A 13,499-nucleotide genomic window follows, 5' to 3' on the forward strand; every position below is an offset into this window, starting at 1 on the left:
CTCGTGCGGCCCGCCCCCCCCGCGCTGGACGACTTCGAGACCGATGCCAATAAGGACGGCGTGCCCGACGGCTGGTACAACGCCAGGGACGCCATCATCTCCCCCACCGGCGGCAAGGTCGGGCCCCACTGCATCAAATTCGAGACCCACAAGCCCGGGCGTCCTTCCCGCCTGAGCCGGGCCTTCGGGATCGACGGGCGGAAGCACGAGGCGGTCGTCGTCGGTGCCTGGATCCGGCAGGTCCAGATCGAGAACGGCGAACGCCTCGGCGAGGAGCCTGGCCTGATCCTCGACTTCCTCGGCGACGGCCTGCGGGCCCTCAGGCGAGGGATGCTCGGCCCCTGGTCGAAGTCGGTCGGCCCGCGCTGGACGTATGTCTCAAAGCGCATCCCCGTGCCGCCGGGGACGCGCGACGTGATCATGTCGATGGGCCTGCTCGGCGCGACGGGGGTCCTGGAGATCGACGGCATCACCTTCGACCTCGTCCCCGTCGGCGGCAAGGAAACGACCAACCTCGTCAACAACGGCGGTTTCGAGCTCGGCGACCCGTCGCCGACCTTCTGGATCGTCGAGAACGACGCCCATCGCGTCTTCCCCGGCGTCAACTCCAACAGCGCGCTCGAACTCTCCAAGTCGAGCACGCGAGTCCTGACGGGCCTGGCGATCCCCATCGAGCCGTTCGGCTCGCTCGAGGTCACCATGAGCGTGAAGGCCCAGGGGCTCCGAGGTTCGGGAGGGGCGCTCGCCAGCATGTTCTTCCTCGACGCCGATGGCGAGATGGTCAGCGGCGGCGGTCGGTCCGCGCAGGTCTTCCGCTGGTCGGGCTCGTTCGACTGGCAGGCGGAGCGGGCGACGGTCAGCGTCCCCGGCCAGGCGGTCCGCGCGGTGCTCCAGCTCGAGAAACACGACGGCAACGGGACGGTCCGGGTCGATAACGTCGCGGTGAGTGCCTCTCCGAACCGTTCCGCCGGCAGTTGGATCCCGTATCACGTCGCCGAAGACACGACCGGCTGGCAGCCCGTGACGCCATCGGCGAAGATCGCGGCCGACTCGGCGCTCGACGCCTCGTTCCTGCTCGACGCCCCGGCCGGCAAGCACGGCTTCGTGACCGTGAAGGGGGGGCGGCTGACCTTCTCCAAGGGGGGGCGGGCCCGATTCTTCGGCGTCAGCCTGCTGCCGCCCGCCGCCTTCCAGGACTCGGGGAGGGCCGACCAACTCGTCGATCGCCTGGCCCGATCGGGCATCAACCTCGTGCGGCTCTGCGACCTCGACACTCCGATCGGCCCGGATCGGAGCCTCTTCGACGACAGCCGCGACGACACCAAGGCGTTCGACCCCATCGCCCTCGAACGGCTCGACCACCTCATCGCCGCCCTGAAGTCGCGCGGGATCTACGTCGCGCTCGAACTCCAGTCGGCCCGGAGGTTCCGCGCCGAGGACGAGGTGTCGAGCCTCGGGGCCTTGCCGCCCGGCGGTGGGGGGGCCGTCGAGTTCGACCCGACGATCAAGAAGCTCGCGAAGGAGTCGGCGCAGGCACTCCTGGCCCACGTCAACCCCGAGACCGGTCTGGCCCTGAAAGACGACCCGGCCCTGGCGTTCGTCACGCTCGGGGGCGAACTCTCCCTGTTCGACCAGTCCGAAGCGGTAGGGACGCTGCCGCTCGACTATCAGGATCGGCTCCGGCTCATGGCCTCCCAGGAGTCGATGACCAATGGGCGTCGCTACTGGCAGTCCCTCGGCGCGTCGCATTGGCGAGGCCTCGCCGACACGCTCCGTAAGGACAAGCTACGCGTTCCGATCGCCGGGGTCTCGCACTGGCGTCGCGACGCCGAATTCTCGGCTCAGCAGAGCGGCGAAGGGCTCGACTTCGTCGACGACCGGCTCTACTGGAACCCGCCCCTCTGGTCGGATCCCAACAAACGCTCGATCCTCTGGAGCAGCGACGGAGGCCTCGTCGCGGGGGCCAAGCGCAAGAGGCGAGCCGAGAAGCCCTACGTCGTCGGCCAGTGGTGCAACCAGACCCTCGGGGCCTGGGCGCTGCCGTACGAGGCGGGGGATCTCATCCTCTCGACCTCGATCGCATCGGCCGAGGACTGGGATGGGCTCGTGCGCCGGGGGATCTTCGTGTATCCCCGCCTCTGGGGTAACGACGCGACCGGGACCGGCGGCGAGGAAGACATCTTCGCCATCCCCGAGGTCGTGAACGGGATTCCCCAGGTCTTCGCCCTCTGGCCGCACGCCGCGTCGATCATGCTCAGGCCCGCCAAGCCCACGGCGGTCGAGGCCCTCGCCGCCTCTCGCCCCGATCCCAAGCGGCGCACCAATGTCTCGGGCTGGGATTCATCCCAGGGGCGGCTCACGGTCAACACGCCGTTCACCCAGGGGATCGCCGGCTGGGTAGCGGGCTACTCGGCGAACTTCGATCGGCTCTCGGTCAGCGCCGAGACACCGTTCGCCGTGGTGCTGGCCTCGTCGGCGAACGCGACGCCGCTGGCCAGCACCAAGCGGATCCTCGTCACGGCGATCGGCCGCGTGCAACCGACCGGGTTCCGCTGGGTCGACGAGTGGAAGCGCGACGTCGCCGATCCGGGCATCCCCCCGCTCTTGCAAGAGCCGATCGAGGCCAAGGTCCTCTGGCGCGTGAAGGGGAACGTCAAGGCCTACGCCCTGGATAATGACGGGGTGCGAGGCAAGCCCGTCCCGCTGGCCCAGAACGCCGAAGGCGTTGAACTCCCGATCGGCAAGAACGACTCGACGATCCACTTCGAACTCGTCGTCGAGTGATGCGCAAAGGCCCGATCCTCGGCCCGCCCAGGGTCGAGGATCGGGCTATATTGCGTGATGCCCCGATGGGGTCAGGCCTCGTGGTCGCCACCCGATGTCGGGGCCTGAGATTCCAGGACCATGCGCAGGTAAGAGCGGTGCTCGACCTCGGTCAGCCCGAGCTTCGCGGAGAGCCCGACGACGGCCTGCTGAGCGGCCGCGAGCCCGTCCTCGGAATCGACGTAGATCTCGACCTCCGCGAAGGATCCCAGGCCTTCGGCGAGGTCCAGCGCGATCTCGAACTCGTGGCCCTGGTCGCGGAGGCGGAAAGTCCGCCTCCGCTTGCGGACCGTGGCGACACGTTGGAAGCCGAGGTTTTCGAAGAGGCGGAGCAATTGTTCGAAGCTCTTCGCCCCTGCCTGGAAGGGGAGCTCGATCTCCTCGCGCGTCTTCGTCGGCCCGCTCCGGCGCGGACCCTTGTATGTGATGTGGTTCCGGTCCCCGACCCGGCGGATCCGGAGGGCCTCGTTGGTCTGCGCGAAGTCGCGAGCGGGGTGGCGGAGGTAGATGTCCGCTTGCTCGATCTCCGGCGACGGCTCGGCACCGAGGGCCAGCAGTTGACGTTCGAGCTCCGAGTGGTCGGGGGCCTGATATTTTACCTCAACTTCGAATCCCATGGATCGTACCTTACGGCGGGCGCGTTGGGGCGGTCAATCCCCGCGAATCGGGGAGGGATGGGCAAACGGGCTCACCTCGCCGCGACTATCATTCTTGAACGGGTCGTGATGGTGTCGTTGGGACTTGACGTGATCCTGGCGAGGACCTATAGTCATGGTTTCCCGTGTGAGTCGGCCACTGTTTGCCGAGGATCGCTCTACGCCCACGCCAAGGAATTGAGTTCGTCCGAGGACCCTAGGTTTATGCCGCGGAAACGATTTGGTCGAAACCGGAAGAACCGATGCCGGTTCTGCACTCCCGAAGGCTGCCCTCGTCCTGCTTATGTGGATTACAAGGACGTTGGCCTGCTCAAGAAGCTTTGCACCAACCAAAGCAAGATGTTCTCGAGAAAGCGGAGTGGCAACTGCGCCGCGTTCCAGCGCGCGGCGAGCGACGCTGTGAAGCGCGCCCGGTTCATGGCCTTGATCCCCTACGTGGGCGAGTAACCAGACTGGTCACTCGGACGCGAGATTGTCTGCCTTTCTCGCGTCCCTCCGCTTTATTATCGCTTCTTTCCTGCCCGCCTTGCGTCAGTCCCCACCCTTCTTCTTCGCTTCCTCCGAGTCTTTCGCCTTCTCCTTGCCCGCCTCGACCCCGCCGAGGTAGCGGATCAGGTCGCGGTCCAGCTTCGAGTAGGAGATGCCGATGCGCTCACGCAGCGACTTCCCGCCGTCGCGCCTGAGTCGCCCTTTGTGAGCATCCTTGACATAATCCAGGAAGGCCTCCCGGTGTTCCGCCTGGTCGGACTGCATCAGGTAGATGGTGAGTGCCATGGCCTGGGCGTAATGCAGGTAGATGACGCTGTCCTCGTTGAACTCGTTCTGGCCGAACCCCACGAAGGTCTCGGTCGGCACCAGCTCATCGCGGTCGACCAGGCGGATCCGCGCCTCTTCCAGACGGGGGCTCGTCCTGCCGCCGTAGAGGATCGACCCGTCCGGCAGCATCGACACGGTCTCGAAATAGGTCCCGAGCCCTTCGAACACCCAGTAATTCCCGGCATTGCGTTCGAACTCGGAGCGGCCGACCGACTCGAAGAGGAGCTGGTGCGAGACCTCGTGGAAGAGGGTCGCCGAGACTTCGAGTTGCCCGCCGGGGTCGTGGAATAGGTACGCGGGAGCCCGATTGCCCTGGCGAGGCTTGGGCGGGAGGTAACGCCCGAGCGTCTTATCGATATTCGGATCGCCGAGGAAGGACAGGTGGTCGACGTACTCCTGCTTGGTCGCGAAGTAATAGACCTGATGCGGGGGGAGCCCACGTTCGGCCTCGAGGTTCTTCCCCTTGGTCTTGTCCTTGAAGCGGGTGGCCAGCGAGTCGGGATGATCGAGACGGAGGACGTCGGCGAAGAGGGCCAGGAAGAGCTCGTGGAAGGACTCGAGCTGACGCCCGAAGGCGATCGCGTCGGAGAACTTGACGTTCGTGTGGATGTCGAAATGCTCGGTATGGATCCGCCAGCGGCTCTCCCAGGGGCGATGCAGCTCGTCGGCCTGCTCGGCGGGGAGCCAGCGCAATGTCTGCTGCCCTCGGGTCGGGGGGGCGGGCAGCTCCCCCTGGTCGAGGTGCGGGACCCATGACCCCTCAACCCAGCCGAAGACGGGGTGATTGATCATCTTCTTGCGAAGCAGCCTGGCCGCGAAGGGGGTGGCCCAGCCTCCTTCATACGAGACGAATCCGAGGAGCCGACGCGCCTCGGGATGATCGGGCAGGCGTGCGACGACCCCGCGAAGCGCCTGGTCGGCGAGTGCGAACTGCCCAGGGATCTTGGCCGCGGCCTTCTGGGCAATCTCGAAGAGGGCCTTGCCGCAGGTCTCTCGGATCGCGTCGAGCTCGCCCCGCCAGGGTTCGGCCCCGGCGCCCTTGACGGGGACATTTGCGAGGGCCTTGCTCCGACGCGGGACGACCTCGAGTAGGGGGACGAATCGCGAGGCGCCATCGGGCGACTGCGGCGAATCGATTTTGCGCCGGCATTCCTCGGCGTCCTTCGCCTTCCCTTGCTTCTGGAGCTTCCCTGCCAGGGCCGTGATGGCGTCGGTCTCGCGCTTGATGGTCGCCTCATACTCCTTGCGCAGCTCGCTCACTTTCTCGGGGGCGACGGCAGGGGGCGGAACCTGGGCGAAGAGGAGAAGTCCCATCCAGCAGGCCGAGGTGATCATGAGGCCCCCGTTGAGGAACGCGTCGAAGGTTGGCAACGAGGCCCGTCGGGGTCGTTGCGAGGGTCAAACCCTAGTCTAACACGTCACTCCCGCTTGACGAGACGTTCGCCTAGACCGTTCCGGCCACCTTGGGCACAATGCCGCACCGAATCGGATCGGGTTGTATAGGACGATGAGAGGCCATCCGGAAAGGAGTCCGGCCCATGAAGGCTGTTCGAAGCAACGCGTCGGGGATTGTGCTCTTGGCCGCGGGGGTGATCATCGGCTGGTCCTTGGCGAGCCTGCCGGGCCCTCGGGCCATCGTCCGTGCCAATAGCGGCGATCGCGTCGGGGGGTCGACCATCACGACGGGGCCCGTCCTCGTCCGCTACGACGAGGGCCGCAAGGTCCAGGTCACGCAGGACGCACTCTATTACCTCGACTACAGCAGCGCACGGCTGTTCGCGACGGTCCCATCGTTTCGCCAGTCGGCGGGCCCGGCCAGGATCATCGACAACTTCGCCGAGCGCGACCTCGCCGCCGACTTCAAGATCGACCTCGCCAACGGGCAGGTCCCCAAGTTCATGATGACCACCGGGGAACTCGGGGCCTACAGCGAGGGATGGGCGCCGCTCTTCGTCTTCGAAACCACGACGAACCAGGTGGCCGCCTACAAGGTCCAGCAGCAGATGGTGGGGCTGGCCTCGAAGCACAGGTTCGACCTGATCCAGGTCATGCCGGTCGGCTCCAAGCAGGGAACGCAGGCCTTACGCTGAGATCCGTGCCTCGGATATGACCCGCATGAATGAAAGAAGGGGGCCGTCCCGGGCTTTGATCCGGAGCGGCCCCCTCAACTATTGGCTTTGAACCCGCGAGACTTCCGCAGCAATCACATCGGCCCGCCGGGCATGACCACCCCGCCGCCGGGGCCGGGGGCGATCACCCGAGGCCCACCTTGCTGGCCCATCGGCCCGCCGGGGCCTGCCGGACCGCCCTGCGGAGGCGTCGGCCCACCGCCTGGGCCCGTCGGACCGCCGCTCGGGGCGCCTTCGGCCGCAGCGCCGGCGTCTTCGAGGACGGACTCGGTCCCGTAGGGGCGAGCCTGCTGGTGCTGGAGCAGCCATTCGCCGCGAGGGTCGAAGACCTTGGCGTTGCTGAATTCACGGTAGGGGTCATTCAGCCCGGGCTCGCGCTGGGCGAAGATCAGGCCGGTGGTGTGCTGGAAGAAGGCCAGCCAGCGACGTTCGAGCCCCAGGCCGAAGGGGACCTTCTTTTTGTAGTCGATGACCCCGAAGACCTTCTTGTGGACCGGGGCGCAGTCGAAGCTGAGGAGGATGATCGCCCCCAGCACGAGGCTCCCGAGGACCGCGAACGTGAAGCGCCCCAACTGATAGATAGGGCTCGGGTAGCGCACCATCGCCGGGGCGAGCGTCTCCGTCGTCAGCCGCAGGAGCAGCACGCTGACGATGAACAGGACGAGCAAGCAGAGCGAGTCGGAGAAGCCCCAGCCGATCCCCGTCGAGTCGAGCTGCTGGGCGAGGTACTCGTAGAAGTTGAAGGCGATCAGCCCGCCGAACACGATATTGAAGAACATCAATACCGCGCCCCAGAGGCCTTCGCTGCTGAGGGCATAGACCATGCCCGCGATCAGGACCGTGGTCCCCAGGTCGATTACGATATCCATGGCGTGCTTCTCGAGGACTCGTGAGCCAGGGTATGTATTAAGATCGGTGGATTACTTGACGACTCGGAGCAGCTCGTCGATCGACGTCTTGCCCTGGATGACCTGCCGGAGGCCGTCTTCCTGGAGGTAGATCATGCCGTTCTTGCGGGCCTCGGCCTTGATCGCGTTGATCGACGGGTTCTCGCGGATCATGTCCCGCATCGGCTCGGTGATGACGAGGAGCTCGAAGATCCCGGTCCGCCCGAGGTAGCCGGTGCCGCCGCACTGGGGGCAGACTTGCTCGGCCTCGGTCGGGCGGCGATAGAACACGTCCACCTTGTCGGCCGGCAGGTTCGCCTTCTTCAGGAACTCGGGCTTCGGCTTGTACGGCTCCTTGCAGTTCTCGCAGAGCATGCGGACGAGACGCTGACCGAGCACGGCCGTGAGGGCCGACGCGATCATGAACGGCTCGACGCCGAGGTCGAGGAGCCGGAAGAGGGCCGTCACCGTGTCGTTGGCGTGGACGGTGGAGAAGACCATGTGGCCGGTCGTCGCCGCCTGGCAGGCGATCGTCGCGGTCTCCTGGTCTCGGATTTCGCCGATCATGATCACGTCCGGGTCTTGCCGGAGGATGGAGCGAAGGCTGCCGGAGAATGTCTGGCCGCTCTTCGTGTTGATCTCCATCTGCGTGATGTTGTCGAGGTGATACTCGATCGGGTCCTCGACCGTGATGATATTCTTCTGGAAGCGGTCGATCTCGCGGAGGCAGGCGTAGAGGGTGGTCGTCTTGCCCGACCCGGTCGGCCCGCAGCAGAGGAACATCCCGTGCGGCTGGGTCACGAGGTTGCGGATCTCGGTCGCGAGCTTGGGCCGGAGGCCTGCGTCGTCGAGCTTCGAGACGCCCGCCGCGTTGTCGAGGATACGCATGACCATCTTCTCGCCGGACTTCGAGCCCGACGTCGCCACGCGGAACTCGAGGTCGCGCCCTTCGAGCCGGGCGCCGAACGAGCCGTCCTGAGGCTTGCGTTTCTCTGAGATGTCGAGGGCGGCGAGGACCTTGAAGACGTTGATCACCGCGTCGCCGGTCGGCCTGTCGAACGGCTCGGCCGCGTGGAGGATGCCGTCGATTCGGTAGCGGACCGAGAGCTGCTCGGGCGTCGGCTCGAGGTGGATGTCGGTCGATCGGCGCAGGACCGCGTCGTAGACGAGCTCCTTGGCCGACATGAACGAGCGAGACTCCTCGGCCTGGCTGACGCGAGAGGGGTCGGCCTTGCTGTTCCCCTGGCTCTTGCCGACGAATTCGATCGGCGGGCCGCTCCGGTTCGCCTCGGTCTCCCCCCGGTTGAAGAGGGGCCTCATCCCGATCTTCATCATCATCCCGTTCATGACTTCGCCGATGTGATAAGGGGTCAGCACCTTGGCGTCGTCGGGCACGGTCTGATTGCGAGAGTAAACGTAGGTCAGCGTCGGGACGAAATATGAGAGGAGCAGCAAGGTCAGGCTGATGGGGAAGACCGGGATCGCGAACATGAGCGCGAACCCGAGCAGCCCGGAGACGAGCATGACCGTGTTCCAGATCTCGAACTTCTGGTTGTTCAGGTCCTTGGTATCGTCATCAACCCAGTAGCAGGTCTTCGCCCAGAGCAGGTACAGCAGCAGGACGGGGACGAACTTGAAGAGGTTGAGATAGAGGCTGGGCCCGCGTTGGAGGACCGAGGACTGGGCGAGCAGCATGCCGGGGAAGTCCGCGGCATCGGCGCTCGCCGTTATGCCGAAGACTCCCATCGCGAACATCACGAGGGCGAGGCGCGGACGAATCATCGCTTCCCTTTCCTCCGACGGAGTACTCTCAACACCACTCGACCTCGACCTCGACCCGGAGGTACATGATCGACCATGCGGAAGGCATCTCGATCACAAGATACCAGGCTGGGCGATGTTAATGCCCTTGAGGGCCATTTTCAAAGTTTCGACGCTCGGCGCGACTTCGAAGGCGGTGGCACGCTCGATCCGCTCGGTCTGGACCAGGACCTTGAGGCTCTCGGTGAAGTCCTGCATGCCTTCTTCCTTGCCGATGCGGATCGCGTCGCCGAGCTTCGTATCCTCCTCGTTGAGGATCAGCTTCCGGACGATCGGGTTGGTCCGCATGATCTCGTTCGTCGGCACGCGAGTGATGCCCTGCGCCTGGAGTTCCTTGGTCGTCGGCAGCAACTTCTGGGCGACGATCGCCTTGAGGTTGAAGGCCATCGACTGGCGGAGGGCGGGGTGCATGTCCCGCGGGAAGAGGTCGAGGATACGGCCGATCGTCGAGGGGGCGCTCGACGCGTGGATGGTCCCGAAGACGAGGTGGCCCGTCTCGGCGGCGTGCATGGCGGCCGAGAACGTGTGCTGGTCACGCATCTCGCCCACCAGGATGATGTCGGGGTCCTGCCGGACCGCGTGCTTCAGGGCGGTCTCCCAGTCGCAGACGTCGATGCCGACCTCGCGCTGGTTGATGATCGACTTGTCGTCCTTGAACGTGAATTCGATCGGGTCCTCGATCGTCACGATATGCATGCGCTCGCGCTCGTTGATGTACTGGAGCATCGAGGCGATGGTCGTGCTCTTGCCCGACCCGGTCACGCCGGCGAGGATGATGATGCCCTGCTCGTACTGCGTGATCTCGGCCATGACCGGCGGCAGGCCAAGGCCCTCGAAGTTCGGGATCGAGTTGTTCACGCGGCGGGCGACGAGACTGAGCCGCCCCCTCTGCTTGAACAGGTTCACGCGGAAGCGGGTCTCCATCTCGCCGTCGTAGACGATGTGCGCGAAGTCGACGCCCCCTTCCTCATCCAGGATGTTCTTCTGGCGTGGCGTGAGGATCGGGTACATCAGCCGTTCCATGTCGGCCGTCGACAGGACCGGCAACTGCATCTGACGCAACACGCCGCCCAGGCGCATGGCGGGGGCCAGGCCGACCTTTAGGTGGAGGTCGGACCCCTTGTGCTTCATCACCATGCGGAAGAGCTTGTTGGCCTCGGGCTCGTTGGTGGAGGACTCGACGTTGACATCAGCCGCGGTCGCCATGGACAGTCGCTCCTTGCCTTGGACAAAGCCGGATCCCCACGAGGCAGTTCTGGCCGAGGAAGGGATCGAGTGGAGTCAGGTTCGTGATCGAATTCTATGAGGAAGCGAGGTCGAGTCGATCGACCTTCGGGAGATCGAATTATCCCGCCAGGCTGGGGGCCTTCGAGGGCGTCTCGCCCACGAGCCGCACGGGGACGCCGTGCTCCGCCAGGTATTTCTTGGTGTCCGCGATCGTATATTCTCGGTAATGGAAGATGCTTGCGGCAAGGGCCGCGCTCGCCCCGCCTTCGACGACGGCCGCCCGCAGGTGCTCGGGGCTGCCCGCACCCCCGGAGGCGACGACCGGGATCTCCACGGCGTCGGCCACGGCGCGGGTCATCGGCAGGTCGTAGCCGTTCTTGGTGCCGTCGGCGTCCATGCTCGTCAGGACGATCTCGCCGGCGCCCAATCGTTCGATCTCGCGGGCCCAGGCGACCGCCTCGAGCCCCGTGCCGATCCGCCCGCCGTTGATGTGCACCTCCCAGAACTCTTTCCCGTCGCGGTCGACGCGCTTGGGATCGATGTTCACCACGATGCACTGGCTGCCGAACCGCCTGGCGGCCCGATAGACGAAGTCGGGGTCGCGGACGGCCGCGGAGTTGATGGAGACCTTGTCGGCCCCCGCGTTCAGCAAGGCCCGGATGTCGTCGAGGTTGCGGATGCCGCCGCCGACGGTCAGGGGCATGAAGCAGACCTCGGCGGTCCTGCGGACGACGTCCCAGATGATCTCACGCCCCTGGTGGCTGGCCGTGATGTCGAGGAAGACGAGTTCGTCGGCCCCTTCCTGCTCGTAGCGGGACGCGACTTCGACCGGATCACCCGCGTCGCGGAGGTTGACGAAATTCGTTCCTTTGACGACGCGACCCTCGTTGACGTCGAGGCAAGGGATGATCCGCTTGGCCAGCATTCCGAAGTCCGGTCTTTTGATTATTCGAAAGTTGAGGGGGACGCAGCGCGTTTCTCAACGCGAGTCTTCCAACTGAATAATTCTAACCCACTCTCTTCGAAGATCCTAGTAGGCAGAATGGAACCGGGTTGCGGCATGCGGCGAGTGTGCGGGGAGCGGCTCAGCGACCGGGGCCGGTGCCGAGATCCAGGGTCTCGATGACCCGCGGGCAATCCGGCAGCGAACCCAGGAAGGTCCGGCCATACGGCTTGGTGAGCAGTCGAGGGTCGAGGACGACGACGATGCCCCGGTCATTCCTCGATCGGACGAGCCGCCCGAACCCCTGCTTGAGCTTGATGACCGCCTCGGGGACCTGATATTCGACGAATGGGTTGCCCCCTCGCTTGCGGATCGCTTCGAGCCTGGCCTCGAGCAGCGGGTGGCTCGGGACGCTGAACGGGAGCCTGACGATGATGACGTTCGAGAGGGCCTCGCCCGGCACGTCGACCCCTTGCCAGAAGCTCTCCGCGCCGAAGATGACGCTGTTCACGTCGGCCTTGAAGGCGTCGACCATCTTGGAACGCGGCATCCCCTCGCTCTGGGCGAACAGGGTGATCCCGCGCTGGGAGAACCAGGGGGTCAGCGCCGAGGCCGCCTTCTCGAGCATCCGGTGCGACGTGAAGAGGACGAACGCCTTGCCCTGGGTCTTCTCGAGGTAATGCGGGATCGCGCGTATCGCCGCCTTCTCGAAGTCGTCGCTCCGCTCGGAGGGGTCGGGCAGGTTCCTGGGCAGGTGGATCTTCACCTGATTGGGATAGTCGAAGGGGCTCCCCAGCGTCAGGTTCTCCCCCTGCGTCAGGCCGAGCCGTTGTCGATAGAAGTCGAATTTCGGGGGCGAGCCGACGCAGAGGGTCGCCGAGGCCAGGATGCAGGTCGGGACCCGGTCGAAGAGCTCTCGCCTCATCGTCGGACCGACGTCGAGCGGTGCGCACGAGAGCCGGACCCTGCGCCGCTGTCCTTGCTCGACCTCGACCCAGTAGACGCTCTCGGGCATCCCCTGATCGAGCCAGGCGGAGAGGGTGTTCGAGAGGGTCTCGCAGCGCTCCTGCGCGGCCGAGAGCTCGATCTTCTGCTCCTCCTTCTCGACCGTATCGGCCCCCCGGCCGATGACCCTGGAGAGCTTGCGGAGCTCCTCGACAACGGCGTCGGAGACGGTCAGGGGCTTGCGGAGGCGGCCGTTCGAACTGCCGTGGCGCAACTGCCAGTCGGCCACGTCGTCGAAGAAGTCGCGGGCGATGTAGCGGACCTTGCGGAGCTGGTCGATGGCCTCGTGGAGCCGATGATAGGCCAGGAGCCCCTTTTCCGTCCGCTCGTGGCAGAGTTTGCTCAGGAGGTACTCGACCTGGCCGTTGGTGATCTTCAGGCCCAGGTGGTCGCCGGCCACGGCCTCGAGCGTGTGCGCCTCGTCGAAGATCGCGACCTGATACTCGGGGAGCAGGCTGGCGCCGGCGGCCCTGAGGGCGAGGTCGCTCATGAAGAGGGCGTGGTTTACGACCAGGATGTTCGCCGACCACATCCGCCGCCTGGCCTTGTAATAGAAGCAATCCTTGTTGCGAGGGCAGGCCCGGCCCATGCAGTTGCCGTTCTCGCTGGAGATCGCGTCCCAGACGGGCCCGAGCGGCTTGAAGTCGAGGTCGGAGCGGGTCCCGTCCTGAGTCGAGCCGGCCCAGAGCTTGACCTCGGCGAGTTGCTGGAATTCCTCGTTCGTGTGGAAGGTCGAGCCTGCTCGGGCTGCGGCGGCTTCGAGGCGTCGGAGGCTGATGTAGTTGGATCGCCCCTTGACGAGGACGGCCGAGAACTCCTGCGGCATGCAGGCCCGCAGGAAGGGGAGGTCCTTGCGGAGCAACTGCTCCTGGAGATTGATCGTGTGGGTCGAGACGACGACTTTTTTGCCGAGGCTCGTGGCCGCGAGGATCGCCGGCACGAGGTAGGCGAAGCTCTTGCCCGTGCCGGTCCCGGCCTCGACCATGAGGTGGCCGCCGGTCTCCATGACCTTCGCCGCGGCCCTCGCCATCTGGAGTTGTTCTTCGCGAGGCTCGTAGCCGGGGAGGCGACGGGCGATCAAGCCGTCAGGTCCGAGGATCGCCATCGGATCAAGCTCGGACATATCTGTTTATGGCCTTTGAAGAACTCGGACGACCCCGCGAGGGCGTATACTGCAACTTCCGTGTGCAGA

The 13,499-nt window shown here is 65.6% G+C and carries 10 protein-coding genes; 3 read left to right on the forward strand and 7 right to left on the reverse strand.

Features of this window, described 5'->3' with window-relative positions:
* Positions 1 to 3 precede the first annotated feature (3 nt).
* A complete protein-coding gene (locus ACOYYX_RS13325; RefSeq protein WP_422930391.1) occupies positions 4 to 2,784 on the forward strand; it encodes a hypothetical protein in 2,781 nt (926 codons plus the stop codon).
* 71 nt (positions 2,785 to 2,855) lie between these two features.
* Here ACOYYX_RS13325 and cyaB read toward each other — a convergent pair whose 3' ends face one another.
* Positions 2,856 to 3,440, reverse strand: a complete 585-nt coding sequence (gene cyaB, locus ACOYYX_RS13330; RefSeq protein ID WP_422930392.1) for a class IV adenylate cyclase — start codon at positions 3,438 to 3,440, stop codon at positions 2,856 to 2,858.
* Between the two features lie 243 nt (positions 3,441 to 3,683).
* Here cyaB and rpsR point away from each other — a divergent pair, with 243 nt between their 5' ends.
* Positions 3,684 to 3,926: a 30S ribosomal protein S18 gene (rpsR, locus tag ACOYYX_RS13335; protein ID WP_422930393.1), complete on the forward strand. Its 243-nt coding sequence runs from the start codon at positions 3,684 to 3,686 to the stop codon at positions 3,924 to 3,926.
* Positions 3,927 to 4,010: 84 nt separating this feature from the next.
* Here rpsR and ACOYYX_RS13340 read toward each other — a convergent pair whose 3' ends face one another.
* On the reverse strand, positions 4,011 to 5,666 hold the full coding sequence (locus ACOYYX_RS13340; RefSeq protein ID WP_422930394.1) for a DUF1570 domain-containing protein: 1,656 nt from the start codon (positions 5,664 to 5,666) through the stop codon (positions 4,011 to 4,013).
* A gap of 167 nt (positions 5,667 to 5,833) precedes the next feature.
* Here ACOYYX_RS13340 and ACOYYX_RS13345 point away from each other — a divergent pair, with 167 nt between their 5' ends.
* Positions 5,834 to 6,385 carry a hypothetical protein gene (locus ACOYYX_RS13345; RefSeq protein WP_422930395.1) on the forward strand — a complete coding sequence of 184 codons (552 nt, stop codon included), beginning with the start codon at positions 5,834 to 5,836 and terminating at the stop codon, positions 6,383 to 6,385.
* Between the two features lie 113 nt (positions 6,386 to 6,498).
* Here the strand turns inward: ACOYYX_RS13345 and ACOYYX_RS13350 are convergent, their stop codons facing one another.
* The 5 genes from ACOYYX_RS13350 to ACOYYX_RS13370 form a co-directional block, all read right to left on the reverse strand.
* Positions 6,499 to 7,293, reverse strand: a complete 795-nt coding sequence (locus tag ACOYYX_RS13350; protein ID WP_422930396.1) for a hypothetical protein — start codon at positions 7,291 to 7,293, stop codon at positions 6,499 to 6,501.
* A gap of 51 nt (positions 7,294 to 7,344) precedes the next feature.
* On the reverse strand, positions 7,345 to 9,093 hold the full coding sequence (locus ACOYYX_RS13355; protein ID WP_422930397.1) for a GspE/PulE family protein: 1,749 nt from the start codon (positions 9,091 to 9,093) through the stop codon (positions 7,345 to 7,347).
* A gap of 93 nt (positions 9,094 to 9,186) precedes the next feature.
* Positions 9,187 to 10,338 (reverse strand): type IV pilus twitching motility protein PilT, encoded by a 1,152-nt coding sequence (locus ACOYYX_RS13360; RefSeq protein WP_422930398.1) that lies wholly within the window; start codon positions 10,336 to 10,338, stop codon positions 9,187 to 9,189.
* A gap of 139 nt (positions 10,339 to 10,477) precedes the next feature.
* Entirely contained in the window at positions 10,478 to 11,284 is an 807-nt protein-coding gene (hisF, locus tag ACOYYX_RS13365) for an imidazole glycerol phosphate synthase subunit HisF (RefSeq protein WP_422930399.1), read from the reverse strand.
* A 160-nt stretch (positions 11,285 to 11,444) separates the two neighbouring features.
* On the reverse strand, positions 11,445 to 13,430 hold the full coding sequence (locus ACOYYX_RS13370; protein ID WP_422930400.1) for an ATP-dependent DNA helicase: 1,986 nt from the start codon (positions 13,428 to 13,430) through the stop codon (positions 11,445 to 11,447).
* Between the last annotated feature and the right edge of the window lie 69 nt (positions 13,431 to 13,499).

The sequence above is a fragment of the Singulisphaera chitinilytica genome (genome assembly GCF_049331405.1).
GTDB lineage: Bacteria > Planctomycetota > Planctomycetia > Isosphaerales > Isosphaeraceae > PoT.